Source organism: Devosia subaequoris, from assembly GCF_014197055.1.
Lineage (GTDB): Bacteria > Pseudomonadota > Alphaproteobacteria > Rhizobiales > Devosiaceae > Devosia > Devosia subaequoris.
In genome coordinates, this window is the sequence record NZ_JACIEW010000005.1 from 78,903 (window position 1) to 96,470 (window position 17,568).

General features: G+C 62.2%; 19 protein-coding genes. 12 read left to right on the forward strand and 7 right to left on the reverse strand.

From position 1 onward, the window contains the following. Position 1: 1 nt before the first annotated feature. Positions 2-970 carry a PDR/VanB family oxidoreductase gene (locus GGR20_RS11000; RefSeq protein ID WP_183311315.1) on the forward strand — a complete coding sequence of 323 codons (969 nt, stop codon included), beginning with the start codon at positions 2-4 and terminating at the stop codon, positions 968-970. A 3-nt stretch (positions 971-973) separates the two neighbouring features. Here the strand turns inward: GGR20_RS11000 and GGR20_RS11005 are convergent, their stop codons facing one another. Next, positions 974-2,368: an L-serine ammonia-lyase gene (locus GGR20_RS11005; protein ID WP_183311316.1), complete on the reverse strand. Its 1,395-nt coding sequence runs from the start codon at positions 2,366-2,368 to the stop codon at positions 974-976. 142 nt (positions 2,369-2,510) lie between these two features. Between GGR20_RS11005 and GGR20_RS11010 the strand changes: the two genes are divergently transcribed. The 3 genes from GGR20_RS11010 (at position 2,511) to GGR20_RS11020 (ending at position 6,042) form a co-directional block, all read left to right on the forward strand. Then, positions 2,511-3,098, forward strand: a complete 588-nt coding sequence (locus GGR20_RS11010) for an alpha/beta hydrolase (RefSeq protein WP_183311317.1) — start codon at positions 2,511-2,513, stop codon at positions 3,096-3,098. Between the two features lie 103 nt (positions 3,099-3,201). Further along, positions 3,202-4,938 carry a sensor domain-containing diguanylate cyclase gene (locus tag GGR20_RS11015; protein WP_246349559.1) on the forward strand — a complete coding sequence of 579 codons (1,737 nt, stop codon included), beginning with the start codon at positions 3,202-3,204 and terminating at the stop codon, positions 4,936-4,938. A gap of 51 nt (positions 4,939-4,989) precedes the next feature. After that, positions 4,990-6,042, forward strand: coding sequence for a DUF3298 domain-containing protein (locus tag GGR20_RS11020; protein ID WP_183311319.1), 1,053 nt, complete (start codon positions 4,990-4,992; stop codon positions 6,040-6,042). Here GGR20_RS11020 and GGR20_RS11025 read toward each other — a convergent pair. Together GGR20_RS11025 and GGR20_RS11030 are read right to left on the reverse strand one after the other, a co-directional pair. Continuing rightward, positions 6,039-6,335 (reverse strand): GNAT family N-acetyltransferase, encoded by a 297-nt coding sequence (locus GGR20_RS11025; RefSeq protein WP_183311320.1) that lies wholly within the window; start codon positions 6,333-6,335, stop codon positions 6,039-6,041. The two genes, GGR20_RS11020 and GGR20_RS11025, sit on opposite strands and share 4 nt — an antisense overlap. 23 nt (positions 6,336-6,358) lie before the next feature. Then, a complete protein-coding gene (locus GGR20_RS11030; protein WP_183311321.1) occupies positions 6,359-6,925 on the reverse strand; it encodes a tetratricopeptide repeat protein in 567 nt (188 codons plus the stop codon). Between the two features lie 126 nt (positions 6,926-7,051). Between GGR20_RS11030 and GGR20_RS11035 the strand changes: the two genes are divergently transcribed. After that, positions 7,052-7,438 (forward strand): RidA family protein, encoded by a 387-nt coding sequence (locus GGR20_RS11035; protein ID WP_210283166.1) that lies wholly within the window; start codon positions 7,052-7,054, stop codon positions 7,436-7,438. Here the strand turns inward: GGR20_RS11035 and nadA are convergent. After that, positions 7,435-8,502, reverse strand: coding sequence for a quinolinate synthase NadA (gene nadA, locus GGR20_RS11040; RefSeq protein WP_183311323.1), 1,068 nt, complete (start codon positions 8,500-8,502; stop codon positions 7,435-7,437). The genes GGR20_RS11035 and nadA overlap by 4 nt on opposite strands. A gap of 200 nt (positions 8,503-8,702) precedes the next feature. Between nadA and eda the strand changes: the two genes are divergently transcribed. The 5 genes from eda to GGR20_RS11065 all read left to right on the forward strand — a co-directional run bounded on the left by eda (position 8,703) and on the right by GGR20_RS11065 (position 12,681). Then, positions 8,703-9,338, forward strand: a complete 636-nt coding sequence (gene eda / locus GGR20_RS11045; protein WP_183311324.1) for a bifunctional 4-hydroxy-2-oxoglutarate aldolase/2-dehydro-3-deoxy-phosphogluconate aldolase — start codon at positions 8,703-8,705, stop codon at positions 9,336-9,338. A 170-nt stretch (positions 9,339-9,508) separates the two neighbouring features. Next, complete coding sequence (locus GGR20_RS11050) at positions 9,509-9,904, forward strand: endonuclease domain-containing protein (RefSeq protein WP_246349560.1); 396 nt, start codon at positions 9,509-9,511, stop codon at positions 9,902-9,904. Positions 9,905-9,917: 13 nt separating this feature from the next. Further along, positions 9,918-10,667, forward strand: a complete 750-nt coding sequence (gene modA, locus GGR20_RS11055; protein ID WP_253560175.1) for a molybdate ABC transporter substrate-binding protein — start codon at positions 9,918-9,920, stop codon at positions 10,665-10,667. Beyond that, on the forward strand, positions 10,667-11,350 hold the full coding sequence (modB, locus tag GGR20_RS11060) for a molybdate ABC transporter permease subunit (protein ID WP_183311326.1): 684 nt from the start codon (positions 10,667-10,669) through the stop codon (positions 11,348-11,350). The genes modA and modB overlap by 1 nt, the downstream gene beginning before the upstream one ends. A 158-nt stretch (positions 11,351-11,508) precedes the next feature. Further along, entirely contained in the window at positions 11,509-12,681 is a 1,173-nt protein-coding gene (locus tag GGR20_RS11065) for an alpha-hydroxy acid oxidase (RefSeq protein WP_183311672.1), read from the forward strand. On the opposite strand, the gene GGR20_RS11070 is transcribed toward GGR20_RS11065, so the two are convergent. Genes GGR20_RS11070 through GGR20_RS11080 form a run of 3 tightly spaced genes read right to left on the reverse strand, consistent with a single transcriptional unit; the run spans position 12,678 to position 14,408 of the window. Further along, positions 12,678-13,481, reverse strand: coding sequence for an anti-sigma factor family protein (locus GGR20_RS11070; RefSeq protein WP_183311327.1), 804 nt, complete (start codon positions 13,479-13,481; stop codon positions 12,678-12,680). The genes GGR20_RS11065 and GGR20_RS11070 overlap by 4 nt on opposite strands. Continuing rightward, positions 13,478-13,984 (reverse strand): sigma-70 family RNA polymerase sigma factor, encoded by a 507-nt coding sequence (locus GGR20_RS11075; RefSeq protein WP_183311328.1) that lies wholly within the window; start codon positions 13,982-13,984, stop codon positions 13,478-13,480. Before GGR20_RS11075 ends, GGR20_RS11070 begins: the two co-directional genes overlap by 4 nt. Positions 13,985-14,015: 31 nt before the next feature. Then, positions 14,016-14,408, reverse strand: coding sequence for a COG4315 family predicted lipoprotein (locus tag GGR20_RS11080; protein ID WP_183311329.1), 393 nt, complete (start codon positions 14,406-14,408; stop codon positions 14,016-14,018). Positions 14,409-14,661: 253 nt separating this feature from the next. Between GGR20_RS11080 and GGR20_RS11085 the strand changes: the two genes are divergently transcribed. Both GGR20_RS11085 and GGR20_RS11090 read left to right on the forward strand, forming a co-directional pair. Then, entirely contained in the window at positions 14,662-15,765 is a 1,104-nt protein-coding gene (locus GGR20_RS11085; RefSeq protein ID WP_183311330.1) for a TRAP transporter substrate-binding protein, read from the forward strand. A gap of 172 nt (positions 15,766-15,937) precedes the next feature. Further along, positions 15,938-17,560, forward strand: a complete 1,623-nt coding sequence (locus tag GGR20_RS11090; protein ID WP_183311331.1) for an ABC-F family ATP-binding cassette domain-containing protein — start codon at positions 15,938-15,940, stop codon at positions 17,558-17,560. Positions 17,561-17,568: the final 8 nt, after the last annotated feature.

A 17,568-nucleotide genomic window follows, 5' to 3' on the forward strand; every position in this document is an offset into this window, starting at 1 on the left:
CATGCGCAACAAAGTGGAATGGCGGAACGGGAAGGTCGCCGAGATCCGGCAGGTTGCCGAGGATGTGCGCTATATCGGCTTTGCGGTCGATGGGCCGGTGCCGCGCTTCGATCCCGGCTCCCACAGCAATATCGCGGTCGAGATCGACGGGGCGGCGGCCAATCGAACCTATACGGTTATCCCCGCGCCACCGGGCCAGATCGCGGTGGCGGTCAAGCTGCATCCACAGAGCCGAGGCGGCTCACGCTACATGTGGAGCCTCCACGAGGGGCAAGAGGTGCGCCTGACTCTGCCGGAAAACCGGTTCGAGTTGAGCTGGCGCGCCAAGCATTATCTGCTGCTGGCCGGCGGCATCGGCATAACCCCGATCTACGGTATGGCCAAGGCGCTGGTGGCACGGGGCGCTTCGGTGCGAGTGGTCTATGCGGCACGGTCGCGCGGCCTGATGGCTTTCGCCAATGAGTTGGAGGCGCTGCTGGGCGACCGGCTGATCCTGCGCGACAACTCACAAGGCCAGCATATTGACCTGGATGCCGAATTTGCGGCGCTGCCGGGCGATGCGGAATGTTATCTCTGTGGCCCCATTGGCATGCTCGAGGCGGCCAAGGCGGCCTGGACCGCATCGGGGCGTCCGGTCAGCCGGCTACGCTATGAGGTGTTCGGCGATAGCGGGTTGTTTGCCGAAAAGCCGTTCAGTGTGGAAGTGCTCAATCGCGGTACAAGGGTGGCGGTGCGTTCGGACCAGTCGCTGCTCGATGCGCTGATCGGGGCCGGGGTCGAGATGATCCATGATTGTCGGCGCGGCGAATGCGGACTGTGTGCCGTGCAGGTGATGGGGGACGGTGTCGAGATCGACCATCGCGACGTGTTCTTCAGCGCCGAGGAAAAAGCGGAGGGACACAAGATGTGCGCTTGCGTGTCGCGGCTGACCGAGGGCCATGCGGTGATCGATGTGGGGTATCGAAACTAGGCCTCAGCACGCCACGACATTGACGGCCAGACCGCCAAGGCTGGTTTCCTTGTACTTCTCGTTCATGTCCTGACCCGTCTGACGCATGGTTTCGACGCAAGCGTCGAGCGGCACGGCATGGGTGCCGTCGCCCTTTAACGCCAGCGAGGCGGCTGTGACGGCCTTGACGGCGCCAAAGGCGTTGCGCTCGATGCAGGGGATCTGCACCAGCCCCCCGACCGGATCGCAGGTCATGCCCAGATGGTGTTCAAGAGCGATTTCGGCGGCGTTTTCCACCTGCTCGGGCGTGCCGCCCAGAATGGCGCAGAGGCCCGCGGCGGCCATGGCCGAAGCGGAGCCGACTTCTCCCTGACAGCCGACCTCGGCGCCTGAGATCGAGGCGCGATGCTTGATGATGCCGCCAATGGCGGCGGCGGTGAGCAGGAAGTCGCGAATGGCGATGTCGCCGGTGCCGGCATTGAACTGGATGGCATAGCGCATGACTGCCGGAATGACCCCGGCCGCGCCATTGGTTGGCGCGGTGACGACCCGGCCACCGGCGGCGTTTTCTTCATTGACCGCCATGGCAAAGACGCTGAGCCAATCATTGGCGGCCAGCGGGTCGATCTCGTTACGCTGCCATTTTCCCTGCAGGGTGTCGTATATGGCGGCGGCGCGGCGCTTGACCTTGAGCCCGCCTGGCAATTCGCCGCGCTGGTCGAGCCCCCGGTCGATACAGCCCGACATGGTCTGCCAGATTTCATCGAGCTGGCGGTCGAGGCGGGAACGGGAGAGGCGGGCTTCCTCATTGGCGCGTTTCATGGCGGCGATGGACAGGCCCGACCGTTTGGCCATGTCGAGCATTTCGCGCGCATCGGCGAAGGGCCAGGGCACATCCGCCTCGGCGGGCGAGGCGCTGCGCACGGCGTCCAGTTCCTCGGCCGTCACCACGAAACCGCCACCGATGGAGTAATAGATCCGACGCAAGAGGCGCTGACCATCGCTGTCAAAAGCGTTGAACTGCAGGCCGTTGGGATGGCCCGGCAATGGCGTCTGCTTGTCGAACACCAGATCAACCGCCGGGCGAAAGCGATAGCCGGGATGGCCCGGTGGGGTGACGCGGCCGGTTTCGCGGATTTCGGCAATGATGGAGTCCATGGCGTCAGGGTCGACGGTGCGGGGGTCCTCCCCGGCCAGTCCGAGAATGACGGCGCGATCGCTGCCATGGCCGATGCCGGTAAAGGCCAGGGAACCATGCAGGCTCGCGGTGATGGCCGCCGGCCGGGCACGGGCGGCGCGTGGCCAGTCGCCCGCGGCAAGATCGTCAAGGAAGCGGCGCGCGGCGGTCATCGGTCCCATGGTGTGGGAACTGGAGGGGCCGATGCCGATTTTGAAGACGTCGAAGACTGATAGAAACATGACCCATCATAGCCCGATCAAGGCGGCGCGCAATTGGGCCGACAGAGCGATTGTTTCGGATTGATCAACAGTGCGTGGTTTAGCCGGCGCATTGCCCTTGAAGCCGAAAGCCTCAATATCGGAAGCGCAAAGGAGTTCTGCCATGTCCAGCTATCAGTTTCGTGCCGATCCTGCCGCCGATGAAACGGGCCCGGTGATCTTCATGTTTCATGGGACGGGTGGCGACGAGAACCAGTTTTTCGAACTGGCGCGGCAGTTGCTGCCCGGCGTTCGGCGTGTGGCGCCGCGTGGTGATGTCAGTGAGCAGGGGGCGCTGCGCTATTTCAGGCGTACCGGGGAAGGCGTCTATGACATGGACGATCTGGCCCTGCGCACCAAGGCCATGACGGCGTTCGTGCGGGAACAGGCCGGTACAGCATCACGCGTCATCGGGCTGGGCTATTCGAATGGCGCCAATATTCTGGCCTCGATGCAGTTTGCAAACCCGGATCTGTTCGACCAGGCGGTGCTGATGCATCCGCTGATCCCCTTTGCCCCGCCGGCGCAGGATTATTCGGGCCGGAAGGTGCTGATTACAGCGGGGCGGCGCGATCCCATCGCTCCGGCCAGCGCGACCCAGGTACTGGCCGACTACTTCACGGCCAATGGCGCCCAGACCAATCTGGCCTGGCACGAGGGCGGGCATGAACTGCGGCAGGATGAGCTGACGGCAATCCAGGCTTTCCTTTGAATTCGTCTCCGGCTTGCCAAAACGTTAACAGCTTCTTGAGGCGTTTGCGGGCAGTTTGGCGCCAGTGGGTGTCATTAGCCGGTCGAGGATGGCCATCTCCAGTTTGGGACGTCGCATAGCCGATACGCTCTCTTTGAGGGTGCTGATTTTCGTGCTGCTGGGCTTTGGCGCAGTGGCCGTGCCGGCTTATTTTGCCTTCAACTGGGTGATCAATTCGACGGTCATCCAGCTCGGCACGCTATTTGCGGAAAAGCAGGTGCTTTATGACCGGCACCGCGGTCTTGGGGCGCTGGTGCGCGAGGTTTCGCTGGCCGAAACGCTGGCGGGCAGCCAGGCCATTCGCGACTGGGCGCGGGATGAGGACAATCCGGTTCTGGCGCGGCGCGGCATCGCCGAACTGGAACATTTCCGCCAGAATTTTGCCGACCACTCCTATTTTTTCACCATTGATGCCTCTGGGCACTACTATTTCAACGATGCGGCCAATGCCTATGCCGGGGATCAGCTGCGTTACGCAGTCGACCCCGAAAACCCGCGAGATGCTTGGTATTTCTCCGCCAAGGCATTGGGTGAAGGCTGTCATCTCAATGTTGATAATGACGCCAATCTGCGCGTCACCAAGGTCTGGATGAACTGTGTCATCCGCGAGGGGCAACAAGTGCTCGGCGTGCTCGGCACTGGGATCGACCTGACCAACTTCATCCAGGAAGTGGTCAATGTGCCCCAGCGCGGGGTGATCTCGATGTTCGTCGACCGGCGCGGTCAGGTGCAGGCCCATCGCGATGAAAACCTGGTGAGTCTTGCAAGTCTGTCCTCGGAAATGAGCGACAAGCGCACGGTCTATTCCCTGGTCGAGAGTGAAGCCGACCGGGACACCTTGCGGCAATTGTTTGACAGCGTCACTGGTGGGGAGACGCTGGCGCAGTCGGCCTTTGTCACTATCAATGGAAAGCGGACGCTGGTCGGCGTGGGGTATCTCGACAGGCTCGGCTGGTACAATGTGACGCTGATGGATCTCGATGCCATCATCGACCGGCGATTGTTCCTGCCGATCGGGCTGTTGCTGGTGGCTGTCATGGTGCTGCTGGCGGGGCTGGCCATGTTCGTCTTCAAGCGGGCGGTGCTGGACCGGGTCAAGGCGCTCGAAGGCGTGGTGCGCAGCGCCCGAGGCGGCAATTACGGCCCGGCACTGTCGATGGGCACGGGCCGTCAGGATGAAATCGGGCGGTTGGCCGCAAGCTTTACCGAAATGGCGGCAGCGGTCGACGATCACACCCGGCTGCTTGAAACCCGCGTGCGCGAGCGCACGCGCGAGCTTGAACGCCTGGCGTTCCGGGACGGGCAAACCGGTATTCTAAACCGGCGCGGCTTTCAGGCCGCACACGCCGACGCCAGCGCGCTGGGCCCCTATGGCCTATTGCTGGTCGATATCGATCGGTTCAAGGCCACCAATGACAATTTTGGCCATGCGGCTGGCGACATGGTGGTGCTCGAAGTGGCGCGCCGCATTGCCGGCGCGCTCGGGCCAAAGGATAGTTGCGCGCGATGGGGGGGAGACGAGTTCATCGTTCTCTTGCCCGAATGTGATACCGAACGCCTGCGCGGCATGGCTCACGCGGTGATGCTGGCCATCGATGAAAATCCCGTGCGCATCGAGGAGGCACGGGACATCGCGATTTCAGTCAGCGCGGGCGCTTGTCTGGCGGAGATGGGCGATGCGTTGGAAGTGGCCACCGATATGGCCGATACGGCGCTCTATATGGCCAAGGCCCGGGGCCGCAATATGGTCGTTGTGTTCGATGAGTCCTTGATGGAAGCACCGCGCAGCGCCAAGGGGTGACGTGCGGCAAGTCTGACGATATCGTCAGCCTGCCGCATCCCAGGAGCAGCTATGAACCGCATCTTTTCTCCGCTTCTCGCCGTCGCGTTGGGGCTGATTGCCGGGCCGGGCGCGGCAAGTGCCGCCAGCTTTGATTGCGCCAAGGCCGCCACCCCATTCGAAGAGGCGATCTGCGCCGATCCGGACCTGTCGCTGGCCGATGAGCGACTGGCCAAGACCTATGCCACCGCCAGCGGCGGCTTGTCCGAGCAGGCGCTGAGCGAATTGCGCGCCAGCCAGCGGGATTGGCTCGATTATGCGCGGCGCGCCTGTACGCGCAATGCCGAACCGCTGACCAGCGGTGCATATGACGAACGCGGGCTTTACTGTCTCAACGATCTGTTCAACAGCCGCAGCCGCGTGCTGGAAACGAGCCGGATGATCGACGGAATGCGGGTTTATCCTGACGCCCGCTACACGGCGTTGCCCGACCCCTATGAGGCGGAAAATCCTGATTCCAACTGGCCAGTGGCGCAACACGAACTGGCCGTGGTGCAGATCGATGATGAGGCGGGGTTCGCAAGAGAATTCAACGCGCTGGTGACGGCGGAAGGGCAGGCCATCTCCGGCGGATTTGGCGAAGAGGGCGGTCCAGAAAGCGTCGAGAACGACAGCTCCAGCGATTCAACCAATACCATCACGCTCAAGGATGTGTCTGGCAATCGCCTGACGCTGGAGGTGAATACCTATTGGTACGGGCATGGCGCCGCACATGGCAATTATACCATCACCTACCGGCACTTTGTGAAAGACGAGGTGCGCTGGCTGGAGGCCAGGGATGTCTTCGCCGGCAAGGGGTGGCAGAAAAAGCTGCTGGACATGGTCCTCACGGCCGCCAAGGCCGAGCATGGTGATGCGCTCTGGCTCGACAGCCCTGATGACCTGGTCGAGGTGGTCACCGATCCGGATCGGTGGCTGCTGTCCGACCCCTATGGTCTGGTGGTGCAGTTTCAGCCCTATGAAATCTCGGCCTATGCATATGGTGCTCCAACCGCCCGGGTGAGTTGGGAAGCCCTTGCGCCCATCCTCGCGGATACGGCCGACCGATACCGCTTCGGCTACTAAGCCAGCAAATCCCGCCATTCGGGGTGGCGGCGGAACTGCACGACGACATAGGGGCAGACCGGGGTGATCTTGAAGCCCTGTTCCCTGGCATCAGCGATCGAGGCCTTGACCAGTTTGAGCGCGATGCCGCGTCCTTCGAATTCGGGTGGCACGCCGGTGTGATCGATGATCATCGGTCCGTCGCCGGTCTTGCTATAGGTCATTTCCGCTTCGGCGCCGGGGGCGAGGCGGATGAAGTAGCGGCCCCGCGTCGGGCCCTGCTCGTGATGAATGGTGTGGTCGCCATCACTCATGGTGTCGTCTGTCCTGTTCGGGTTCAGCTGCGAATGGGGGGTGGACCCAGTTCGGGAAACAAGGCGCGTTCAGCGAGGAAGGGATGAATATCGAGCGCTTCGGTGATCGCTTCAAGAGCCAGGTCACGCTTTCCCTGCGCGTGGTAGATCAGCGCCCGGCCGGAGAGGGCGCCAAAATGGCGCGGTTCGCGCTTGAGCGTCTCGACAATATCGGACAGCGATTTCTCATAGGCGCCGTTGAGAAAGTGTGCTGTCGCGCGCAGGTTCCAGCCCTCGGCATAGTCGGGATAATCGGCAACCAGCGCATCAATCAGGGGTAACTGGCTGGCCGGGCCGGCAAAGCCCCCCGCCGTCATGATTTCGGCCACCCGCGCGCCGAGCACCGGATCATCGGGATGAATCCAAATCTGCCAGATATCGTTGGCGATGCTGTGGGCGGCTTGTGCGTCGGTCGAGGCCGAGAGCTGGGAGAACAGACTATCCAGTTGGGCTGATTGGGCTTGGCTTTGGCCATAGGGTTGAGCCAGGCCCGGGGTGATTGGCGCCGGGGCCAGCAGCAGTGCAGCAATGACCAGTCGGTGAATGCTCATGGCAAGAACAAGTCTGACCGGTTCAACGGGCCGGGGCAAGCCGCATCACGGGTGGTTGACAGGACGCCATGGCACAGGCTCGTCTGCGGGTCTGATCCGCAGAAGGTTACGCTGCCCATGAGTGAACTGCTTTATCACATGATTCCCGCCGGTCCCCGCCCCGTCGCGCCATTCAGCCATGCGGTCGAGACCGATGGCTTTGTCTTTGTCACCGGGCAGATGCCAACCGACCCGGCGGCGCCTGATGCGCCCCTGCCAGAGGGCATCGAGGCGCAGACGGCGCGGGTGATGGATAATCTCACGATCGTGCTTGACGGGATCGGGCTGGGGCTCGAGCACGTGACCATGGCCCGGATCTATCTCACCCAGTTCGAGAGGGATTATGCGGCGCTCAATGCGCTGTGGCCGACATTCTTTGAACCCGGAAAACTGCCGGCGCGGACGACCATCGGGGTCACCGCGCTTGCCGTGGGGGCGCTGGTAGAGATCGATCTGATCGCAAAGCGGCCCTAGTCGCCCTTACGGCTCAGCTCGATCATCCGTTCGACGGCTAGCCGGGCGGGGGCGATGATCTCCTCTGGGATGGTGACTTCTTCGGTGCCGGTGTGCAGCGACCAGAGCACGTTTTCAAGGTTGATGCGCTTCATGTGCGGGCAGATATTGCAGCCGCGCAGGAAGTCGACGCCGGTGGTTTCGCTGGCGACATTGTCGGACATGGAGCATTCGGTGACCATGACCACGCGAGGCGGCTTGGTGGTCTTGACCCAGTCGATCATGGCGGCGGTGGACCCGGCAAAATCGACCGCGTCGATCACCTCGGGCGGGCACTCGGGATGGGCGATGATCTTGGCCGTGGGATAGGCGTGGCGGAGCTCGGAAATGTCTTCGGCGGTGAAGGTTTCGTGCACCTCGCAGGCGCCGGCCCAGGTGATGATCTTCTTTTTCGTCTTCTTGGCGGTGTTGGCGGCCAGATATTGATCCGGGATCATGATGACCGTGTCGCCCTCGACGCGATTGACGATGTCGAGGGCGTTGGAGGAGGTGCAGCACACGTCGGTGACGGCTTTGACGGCGGCCGAGGTGTTCACATAGGTGACGACCGGGGCGCCGGGATATTGTTCGCGCATGGCCACCACATCCTCGGCAGTGATGCTTTCCGAGAGCGAGCAGCCGGCCCGGCTGTCGGGGATCAGCACGGTCTTGTCGGGATTGAGCAGTTTTGAGGTCTCGGCCATGAAGTGCACGCCGCATTGCACGATGACCGATTGGGTGACCTTGGTGGCCTCCACGGCCAGTTGCAGGCTGTCGCCTACGACATCCGCCACGCCATGATAGATCTGTGGCGTCTGGTAATTGTGGGCCAGGATGACCGCGTCTTTTTCTTTTTTGAGCCGGTTGATCTGAAAGATCAGCGGCGCATAGAAGGGCCATTCGATCTCGGGGATCTTGTCCTTGACCCGCTCAAAGATCTTGTCGGTGGCGCGCTCGACCGCCTTGGAATATTTGAGGTCAAAGCTGTCGGCCAGAATGGCGCGGGCCTCGGTGAGCGGTGTCACCGCATTGATCGTCTGCACCATGATGGGCCTCCCGTCGCATCTTCCGGCTTTCAGGAAAAGTGGGCGTCACTTTTGCTGCTCGAAGGCCCGATAAATGTGCGCGCCTCGCAGCGCGTGGCGGAACCTAGGTATTTTTGACTTTCATTTCAATGAATCGTCTTGCGAGAAATTCGCCATCCGCCTAACCCTCAGACCAGCTTTAGTACCGGGAGATCAAAGCCATGCCGCAGGACGCCAACGCCATTCGCTCCATTCTTTCGCTTGCTCCGGTGGTTCCGGTCATCATTCTCGATGATGTGGCGCAGGCACGGCCGCTGGCCGAAGCGCTGGTCGCCGGCGGGCTGCCGGTGCTGGAGGTGACCCTGCGCACCCCCAATGCGCTCAGGGTGATGGAGGAAATGGCCAAGGTGAGCGGGGCGATCGTCGGCTCGGGCACGGTACGCAACGCGGCGCATATGAAGAGTTCGGTGGATGCAGGATGCCGTTTCATGGTGTCGCCCGGTGCCTCGCCGCGCCTGCTCGATGCGGCCGAGGATGTGGCCATTCCCTTGCTGCCCGGTATCGGCACGCCGACCGAGGCGATGGCCGCGGCCGAACGGGGCTACAGCTTCCTCAAATTCTTCCCGGCTGAAGCGCTGGGCGGTGCACCCGTACTCAAGGCGTTCGCCTCGCCCTTGCCCGATATTACCTTCTGCCCGACGGGCGGTATCGACCCGGTCAAGGCCAAGACTTATCTGGCGCTGCCCAATGTGATCTGTGTGGGGGGGTCCTGGATCATGCCGGCTGACGCGCTGGCGAGCGGCGATTTTGCGCGGATCGAGGCGCTGGCCAGGGAAGCGAGTGCGCTCAAGGGGTAGGTTGAGCTGCGGTCGGCATCGGTTGGATTTTCCGAGTCCGAGTGTGCTTGTGGCCCCCCTTCCAACTTCCACCGTCAAACGACAGGTGCTAACTCGGTACTAGCCGCGATATTGTGGCCGGCACGGTGCGACACCCTCCCACTTGCGGGGAGGGTTGGGGAGGGGGTCTGTTGAGCAAGCAGCTTCGCCGAAAACTGCGGGCAAACCCAACAATGGCCGAGCGCGTCTTCTGGCGGGCCATCTATGCGCTCCGGACCAATGGTTGGCACTTCCGGAAGCAGGTTGAGATTGGTCCCTATTTTGTTGACTTTGCGTGCCTCCATGCCGGGCTAGTCGTTGAGATCGACGGCGAAACGCACGGGCAACCGGTCGTGCAACTCAATGATGCGACGCGAGATCAATATCTAGCGGATCGTGGGTTTCAGGTTCTTCGATTTTCGAACAATGATGTGCTGACAAACCGTGAGGGCGTTTATGACGCGATCGTTGCCGTATTGGAACGACGCACCGGCAATCACCGCGCAAGCCCCCCTCCCCAACCCTCCCCGCAAGGGGGAGGGTGCTGAGCCGGTGGTAGCGGTGGCGCGGAGCACCAAGACAAACGTCCCTAGTATCGTATTTCTTGCTTTTCTCACGCTATCGGGTGGTGTGGTCCCCGTCGGGGCCGAGACCGCCCATGTCGCGGTGGCTGCCAACTTCACCGCGGTGGCGGAACAATTGGCGTCGCTGTTCGAGGCCGATACCGATCACGAGGTGGTGCTCAGCTATGGCGCGACCGGCCAGCTTTTTGCGCAGATCAGCCAGGCGGCGCCGTTCGATGTGTTGCTGGCGGCCGACACGGCGCGTCCCGAACGCGCAGTAGCGGACAGGTTGGCGGTCGAGGGGAGTTTTCTTGTCTATGCCGAAGGGCGGCTGGCGCTTTATGCACCCGGTCTTGATGCGGAGGCGACGCTTTCGTCCAGGAACTTCTCCAGGATCGCCATAGCGGACCCTGACGCGGCACCCTATGGGCGGGCGGCGGTGGAGACGCTGACCGCGCTGGGGCTCTATGATGCCATAGCAGCACGGCTGGTCACCGGCGCGAACATCACCCAGACGCTGCAATTTGTCGAAAGCGGCAATGCCGAATTGGGATTTGTGGCGGCAAGCCAGGTGCAGGGCAAAGACGGATACTGGCTGGTGCCCGAGATTTATCACAGCCCTATTGCACAGGGAGCCGTGCTGCTCAATGAGGGGGCTGACAATCCGGCAGCGTTGGCCTTTCTAGAATTCTTGGGGAGCAATGAAGCCGTGGCAGTGATCGAAATGGCGGGTTATTCTGTCCCCTGATGGATTTTGGCCCACTCCTTTCGCCCGTTCTGCTGACCCTTGCGCTGGCTCTTTGCGTCACGGTGATCCTGGTCGTCGTTGCCACACCGATTGCCTGGTGGCTGGCGCATGGGCGAGGTCCGGGGCGCGAAGCGGTAGGCGCGCTGGTGACACTGCCGCTGGTGCTGCCACCCACGGTGCTGGGATTTTATCTGTTGCTGGCGCTGGGACCGAGCGGGCCAGGGGGATGGCTGGCGGGTTTCTGGGGCGCGCGCACGCTGGCCTTTTCCTTTGTGGGGCTCGTGATCGGCTCGGTGATTGCCTCGCTGCCCTTCATGGTGCAGCCGCTGCGCAATGGATTTGCCGCCATCGAAACCGAAGTGCTGGAAGTGGCCGACACGCTGGGCGCTTCCCGCTCGCAGCGGTTTTTCCGTATCGCTTTGCCACTGGCGCGGCCCGGCTATCTGGTGGGCGCCATCATGACCTTTGCCCATACCATGGGCGAGTTTGGCGTGGTGCTGATGATCGGGGGCAATATTCCGGGCCAGACCAAGGTGCTCTCCATTGCCATTTACGACTTTGTCGAGCGACTCGAATGGGACAAGGCGCATGTGCTGGCCGGCGCAATGGTGCTGTTCGGGTTTGTGACGATTTTTGCGACGCTGGTGGTGGGGCGAGGGACGGAGGAGCGGCGAAGCCGTTAGGTGGGTTCGTGGTCTTACCTCGGTCGAGCCTGGTTCTCATGGTCGTCTCGTCCCAAATCTCTGCGCCGGAGCAATTTGGCCTACGCGCGGCTTGAAGACTAACATGTTAGTTGCTAGAGCAATCCGGAAATCACACCGGAGCGCCGCTTATGACCGCCATGGACAAGGTCCTTACCGTTGATGAAATGAAGCGGCTGGCGCATCGGCGTGTGCCAAAGATGTTCTTCGAATATGCCGATAGCGGGTCTTACACTGAGGGCACTTATCGCGAGAACGAGAGCGATTTCGAAAAGATCAAGCTTAACCAGAAGGTGGCGGTGAACCTTGAGGGCCGTAATCTCAAGGTAAAAATGCTGGGCCAGGAGATCGCCATGCCGGTGGCGATCGCGCCGGCGGCAACGGGCGGCATGCAGACGGCCGATGGCGAGATCAAGGCGGCCAGGGCAGCGGAAAAGTTTGGCATCCCCTTTTCGCTCTCCACCATGAGCGTGTGCTCGATAGAGGATATTGCCGAAAACACTTCGGCGCCGTTCTGGTTTCAGCTCTATGTGATGCGCGACCGCGACTTCATCAATCGCCTTATTGATCGGGCCAAGGCCGCCAAGTGCTCGGCGCTGGTGCTGACCATGGATCTGCAAATCCTTGGGCAGCGGCACCGGGACATCAAGAACGGGCTGGCGACGCCGCCCAAATTCACGCCCTATTCGGTCTGGCAGATGATGCAGCATCCGCTCTGGTGCCTGCGCATGCTGGGCACCAAACGGCACACTTTCCGCAACATCGTGGGTCATGTCGGCGGTGATCACGACCTGGCATCGCTCTCGGCCTGGACGGCCAGCCAGTTCGACCTGACGCTCAATTGGGGCGACGTCAAATGGATCAAGGAGCGCTTCGGCGGTCCGGTGATCGTCAAGGGCGTGCTTGACGCCGATGATGCACAGGCGGCGGTGGACAATGGCGCCGATGCCATCGTGGTCTCCAATCATGGCGGGCGCCAGCTCGATGGGGCGCCTTCGACCATTCGCGTGCTGCCCGAAATCGTCGAGCGGGTCGGCAACAAGACCGAGGTCTATCTCGATAGCGGTATTCGCAGCGGGCAGGACGTGGTCAAGGCGCTGGCCTATGGGGCGAAATCGACCTTTATCGGACGGCCGATGCTTTACGGGCTTGGTGCGGGCGGCGAGGCCGGGGTGACCCGGGTGCTCGAAATCATCCGCAAGGAACTCGATACCACCATGGCGCTGTGCGGCGAGCGCGACATTCTCAATGTCGGGCTGCACAATATCTATTCGAACGACATTCCGCCGCGTAACGCGCCAAAGCGCGGCTAAATGGGGCGATAGCCGGCGCTTGAGGCCGGCGACGGTGTCAATTGCGCGAAGACGCTGTCGGCGAGGTCTTGCAGGGTCTCGGCGGATTGCGGGCCGACAATGGTGCAGGTGATGGTCGCATTGGCCCAGTACAGCGCGTTGTCGCCGCCCAGGCGTACCAGTTCAAGATTGGGGCCATCGATGCCGCTCCTGGGGGTGATGTAGAGCGTCACCCGCTCGCCGGCACTATCCTCATACATCAATTGCGCCGCCCGGCCGCCGGGGATGGCGGGAGCTGGCAGCAGGCGCCCGCCCATGAAGGTGAAACCGGCGGCTGCCAGATCGGGCATGGCCAGTCCGGTGTCCAGACGATTGGAGAGCCAGCTTGCCAGGTGGTCGGCCTCGGTGCCGGCCACTTCGACGGCGTGGCGGTTTTCGACAACATAGACGGTGTGGGCGCTGACCGCGTCGGCAATCAGGCGATTGTAGAGCGCAGGGTTCTCGGCGGTCGGGCGCAGCAGCCAGCCGGCGGCGATGCCGATGCCCAATATGCCCACAATCATGGCGGCCCGCGCCACACTCTGCCAACGCCGCCGGGATTGGCTCAGGGCGAGACGGTGGGCATTGAGGCGGGGCGGGACCGGCTCGGTCGCGACCGGGCCAAACAGGGTGTTGATGGCCTCGGTTTGGCGCTGCAATTGCGCCAGCTCGATGGCGGCATCGGGATTGTCGGCCAGCCAGGCGTCGACGGCGGCGCGGGCGTCACCATCGAGTTGGCCATCGAGATAGGCCATCAGCGTGTCGCGGGTGACGTCCATCATTTGACCGACCTCAAGTGCGGTTCCTGGACCTCACCGGTGGATTGACGCAGACTGGCGCGCGCGCGGCCCAGCCGGCTCATCAGCGTGCCCAGGGGAATATCGAGAATGCTTGCGGCCTCGGCATAGGCCATGCCTTCGAGGGTAACCAGTAGCAGCGTTTCCTTCTGTTCGAGCGGCAGGTCATCGATGGCGCGGGAGAGTTCGGCCAATGCCAGATGACTGTGTTGCGGCGCCGGCGTGCCCAGATCGGGCAGGCTGTCGGCGTCCAGATGCGTGCCGCGGCGTTGCTCGGTGCGGCGCGCATTGCGATGCAGATTGACGAGGATGGTGAAAAGCCAGGGCCGCATGGGACCGCTGGGGCGAAACAGGCCCCGGCGGGAGATGGCGCGCTCTAGGCAGTCCTGGACGAGGTCATCGGCGTGGTCGATATTGCGCGTGAGCGCGCGGGCATAGCGGCGCAGGGCCGGTACGCAGGCTTCGAGTTCATCGAGAAAATCGACCACGCCAAAGTTATCCCGAGCGGAACCGCTCTATCTATTCAATGGCAAGATGCCAGACGCCGCCGACGCCGTCACCCGTGGTGTCGCCCGGGTTCATGTCCTCGACCCAATAGTAGAGCGGCATGTCCTTATAGGCCCACATCCTGGTGCCATCGGTGCGCTCGACGATGGAGAAGTCGCCTTCGGCCGTGGCAGCGTCATCAGCAAAGAGCGGCGGCCATTTTTCTGCACAGGTGTCATAGCAATTGGAGACGCCTGGCTCATCCTTGTCGAAAATATACAGGGTCATGCCGTTGGCGTCGGTCAGGACCATCTGGCCTTCAATGTCGGTCGACATGACCGCGCCGTCGAGATATTCGGCGGCCAGAATTGGGGTGGAAAACAAAGCCAGCGCGGCGGCGCCAGCGAGAAGCGAACGGAATTGCATGGGATTTTCCCTCCTGTTGACGGACCGCGGTTGCGGGCCCGCTATCAGGACACACACCGGCATGCGGTATTTAATCCCGGCCTGAGGAAGATTTCTTTGGCAACCGGAACACCGCCGAGAATTCACTATATCCCGCAACAAGCTGCTGGACAGAATGAGCGCGGATTGATTTGTTAGCGCCCAAGCACCGGGCGGCTGGTTCCAGATCGTACGGTGAAACAACAATTTTCATCAGTCTATCGGGAGGACACCTATGAAAAGACGCGAATTCTTCAAGCAGGCTTCGGTCGCCACCATCGGCGCTGCGGCAGCGGCAACCACGCTGGCCACGCCGGCGATCGCCCAGGGCAATATCACCTGGCGCATGGTCACCACCTGGCCCAAGAATTTTCCGGGTCTGGGCGTTGGCGCGCAGAAGCTGGCCGATCGCATCACCAAGGCTTCCGGCGGTCGCCTGACCGTGCAGGTTTTCGCTGCCGGCGAAATGGTGCCGGGCCTGCAGGCGCTGGACGCGGTGATCGATGGATCGGCCGAGATGAGCCATGGCGCTGCCTATTACTGGCAGAACAAGAGCCAGGGCCTGTCGTTCTTCACCGGCGTGCCGTTCGGCATGACCAATCGCGAGCTGGGCGCCTGGGTGCGCTATCTCGGCGGTCAGGAGAAGTGGGACAAGATTTACGACCAGTTTGGCGTACAGGGCTTTCTTTCGGGTGATACCGGTACCCAGGCAGGCGGCTGGTTCAAGAACGAGCTGACCGGCGTGTCCGACATTCAGGGTCTGCGCTTCCGGACCCCGGGTCTGGGCGGTCAGGTGTGGAGCAAGCTGGGCGCTTCGGTGACCAACCTTGCCGCTGGCGAGATCTTTGCCGCGCTGCAGTCCGGCACGCTGGACGCGGCCGAATTCGTTGGCCCCTATAACGATCTGGCACTGGGCTTCCACCAGGTCGCCAAGAACTACTACTTCCCCAGCTTCGTCGAGCCGGGCCTGGCTACCGAGCTGGTGGTCGACAAGGCCAAGTTCCAGGAACTGCCTGAAGACCTGCAGGAAATCGTACGTATCGCGGCGCAGGCTTCCTATGACGATGTGTCCTCGGACATGTATGCCAATGATCCACGTGCGCTGCAGGCGCTGGTTGATGAGCATGATGTTCAGGTCCGCCAGTTCCCCGAGGAAATCATCGAGGCCGGCGCCAATGCTTCGATGGAACTGATCTCGGAAATCCGCGAAAGCGGCGATGAGCTGACCAAGGAAACCGCCGAGAGCTTCATCTCCGCGTTCAAGCTGCTGCGCCAGCGCACCGAGGGCACCGACATGCCGTTCCTCGTCGCCCGCGAAAAGTACATCAAGTACGACTAAAAGCAGGGCCCTTCGGCGATCAGATCGAGACCCCGCAGCCCAGGTTGCGGGGTCTTTTACGTTTGGACATGGCTGGTGGCCGTCTACGCGCCTTGCCCGGAGCGGTTGGGGATGCTTTAGGAGCGCTTTGTTTTCTGCGGCGTCAGTGCGCCGCGCACTCCAGGCCTCTCCCATGATCAAACTCGACAATATCTCCAAGCAGAACGGCAAGCAGATCATCTTCATTGAAGCCTCTGCCGCGCTGCAGAAGGGGGAGAAGATCGGGCTGGTCGGGCCCAATGGTGCAGGCAAGACCACACTGTTCCGGATGATCACCGGAGAGGAGCCGCCCGATGAGGGGCAGGTCTCGGTCGATCGGGGCACGTCCATTGGTTATTTCAGCCAGGATGTGGGCGAGATGAGCGGGCAATCAGTGGTCAGCGCCGTGATGGACGGGGCCGGACCGGTCAGCGAGTTGATGGCTGAGATGGCCGTATTGGAAGCTGATATGGCCGATCCGGACAAGGCCGAAGCGATGGACGCCATCATCGAGCGCTATGGCGAGGTGCAGGGGCGGTTCCAGGAGCTTGATGGCTATTCGCTGGACGGGCGGGCACGTGAAGTGCTGGCGGGGCTGGGCTTTTCGGCCGAGATGATGGATGGCGATGTCGGCGCCCTGTCCGGTGGCTGGAAAATGCGGGTGGCGCTAGCGCGGATCCTTCTGATGAAGCCCGATGTGCTGCTGCTCGACGAGCCGAGCAACCATCTCGACCTGGAAAGCCTGATCTGGCTGGAGAGCTTCCTCAACAATTATAGTGGCGCGCTTTTGATGACCTCGCACGACCGGGCCTTCATGAACCGGATCGTCAACAAGGTCATCGAGATCGATGCCGGCGTGCTGACCAGCTACACAGGAGACTATGATTTCTACCAGGGTCAGCGCGAGATCGCCGATCGCAACCAGCAGGCCCAGTTCGAGCGGCAGCAGGCCATGCTGGCCAAGGAAATCGCCTTTATCGAGCGGTTCAAGGCGCGGGCCAGCCACGCCGCGCAGGTGCAGAGCCGGGTGAAGAAACTTGACAAGATCGACCGGGTCGAGCCGCCCAAACGGCGGCAGACCGTGGCTTTCGAATTTCGTCCGGCGCCCCGTTCGGGCGAGGACATCGTCCGCATCGAGAAGGTCAAGAAAGCCTATGGCAGCCGTTCGATCTATGACGGACTGGATTTCCATGTGCGGCGGCGCGAGCGCTGGTGCATTCTGGGGGTCAATGGGGCGGGCAAGTCGACGCTGCTCAAGCTTGTGACCGGAGCGTCCGAACCCGATGCGGGATCGGTGTCGCGTGGTCCAAGTGTGAAGCTGGGATATTTCGCCCAGCACGCCATGGATGGCATCGACGGTGACATGACGATCTTTCAGACGCTGGAAACCGCCTTTCCGCAGGCAGGGCAGGCGCCCTTGCGCGCGCTGGCCGGGTGTTTCGGGTTTTCCGGCGACGACATTGAAAAGAAATGCCGGGTGCTCTCGGGCGGCGAGAAAGCGCGGCTGGCCATGGCGTTGATCCTGTTCGATCCGCCCAACTTCCTGGTGCTGGACGAGCCGACCAACCATCTCGATATCCAGACCAAGCAGATGTTGATCGAGGCGCTGTCAAACTTTGAAGGCACCATGCTGTTCGTCAGCCACGACCGGCATTTTCTGGCGGCGCTGTCCAATCGCGTGCTGGAGCTGACGCCGGAGGGCGTCCATGCTTATGGTGGAGGCTATAGCGAATATGTCCAGGCGACCGGGCAGGAGGCTCCGGGGCTGCGCGGCTAGGCCAAGAT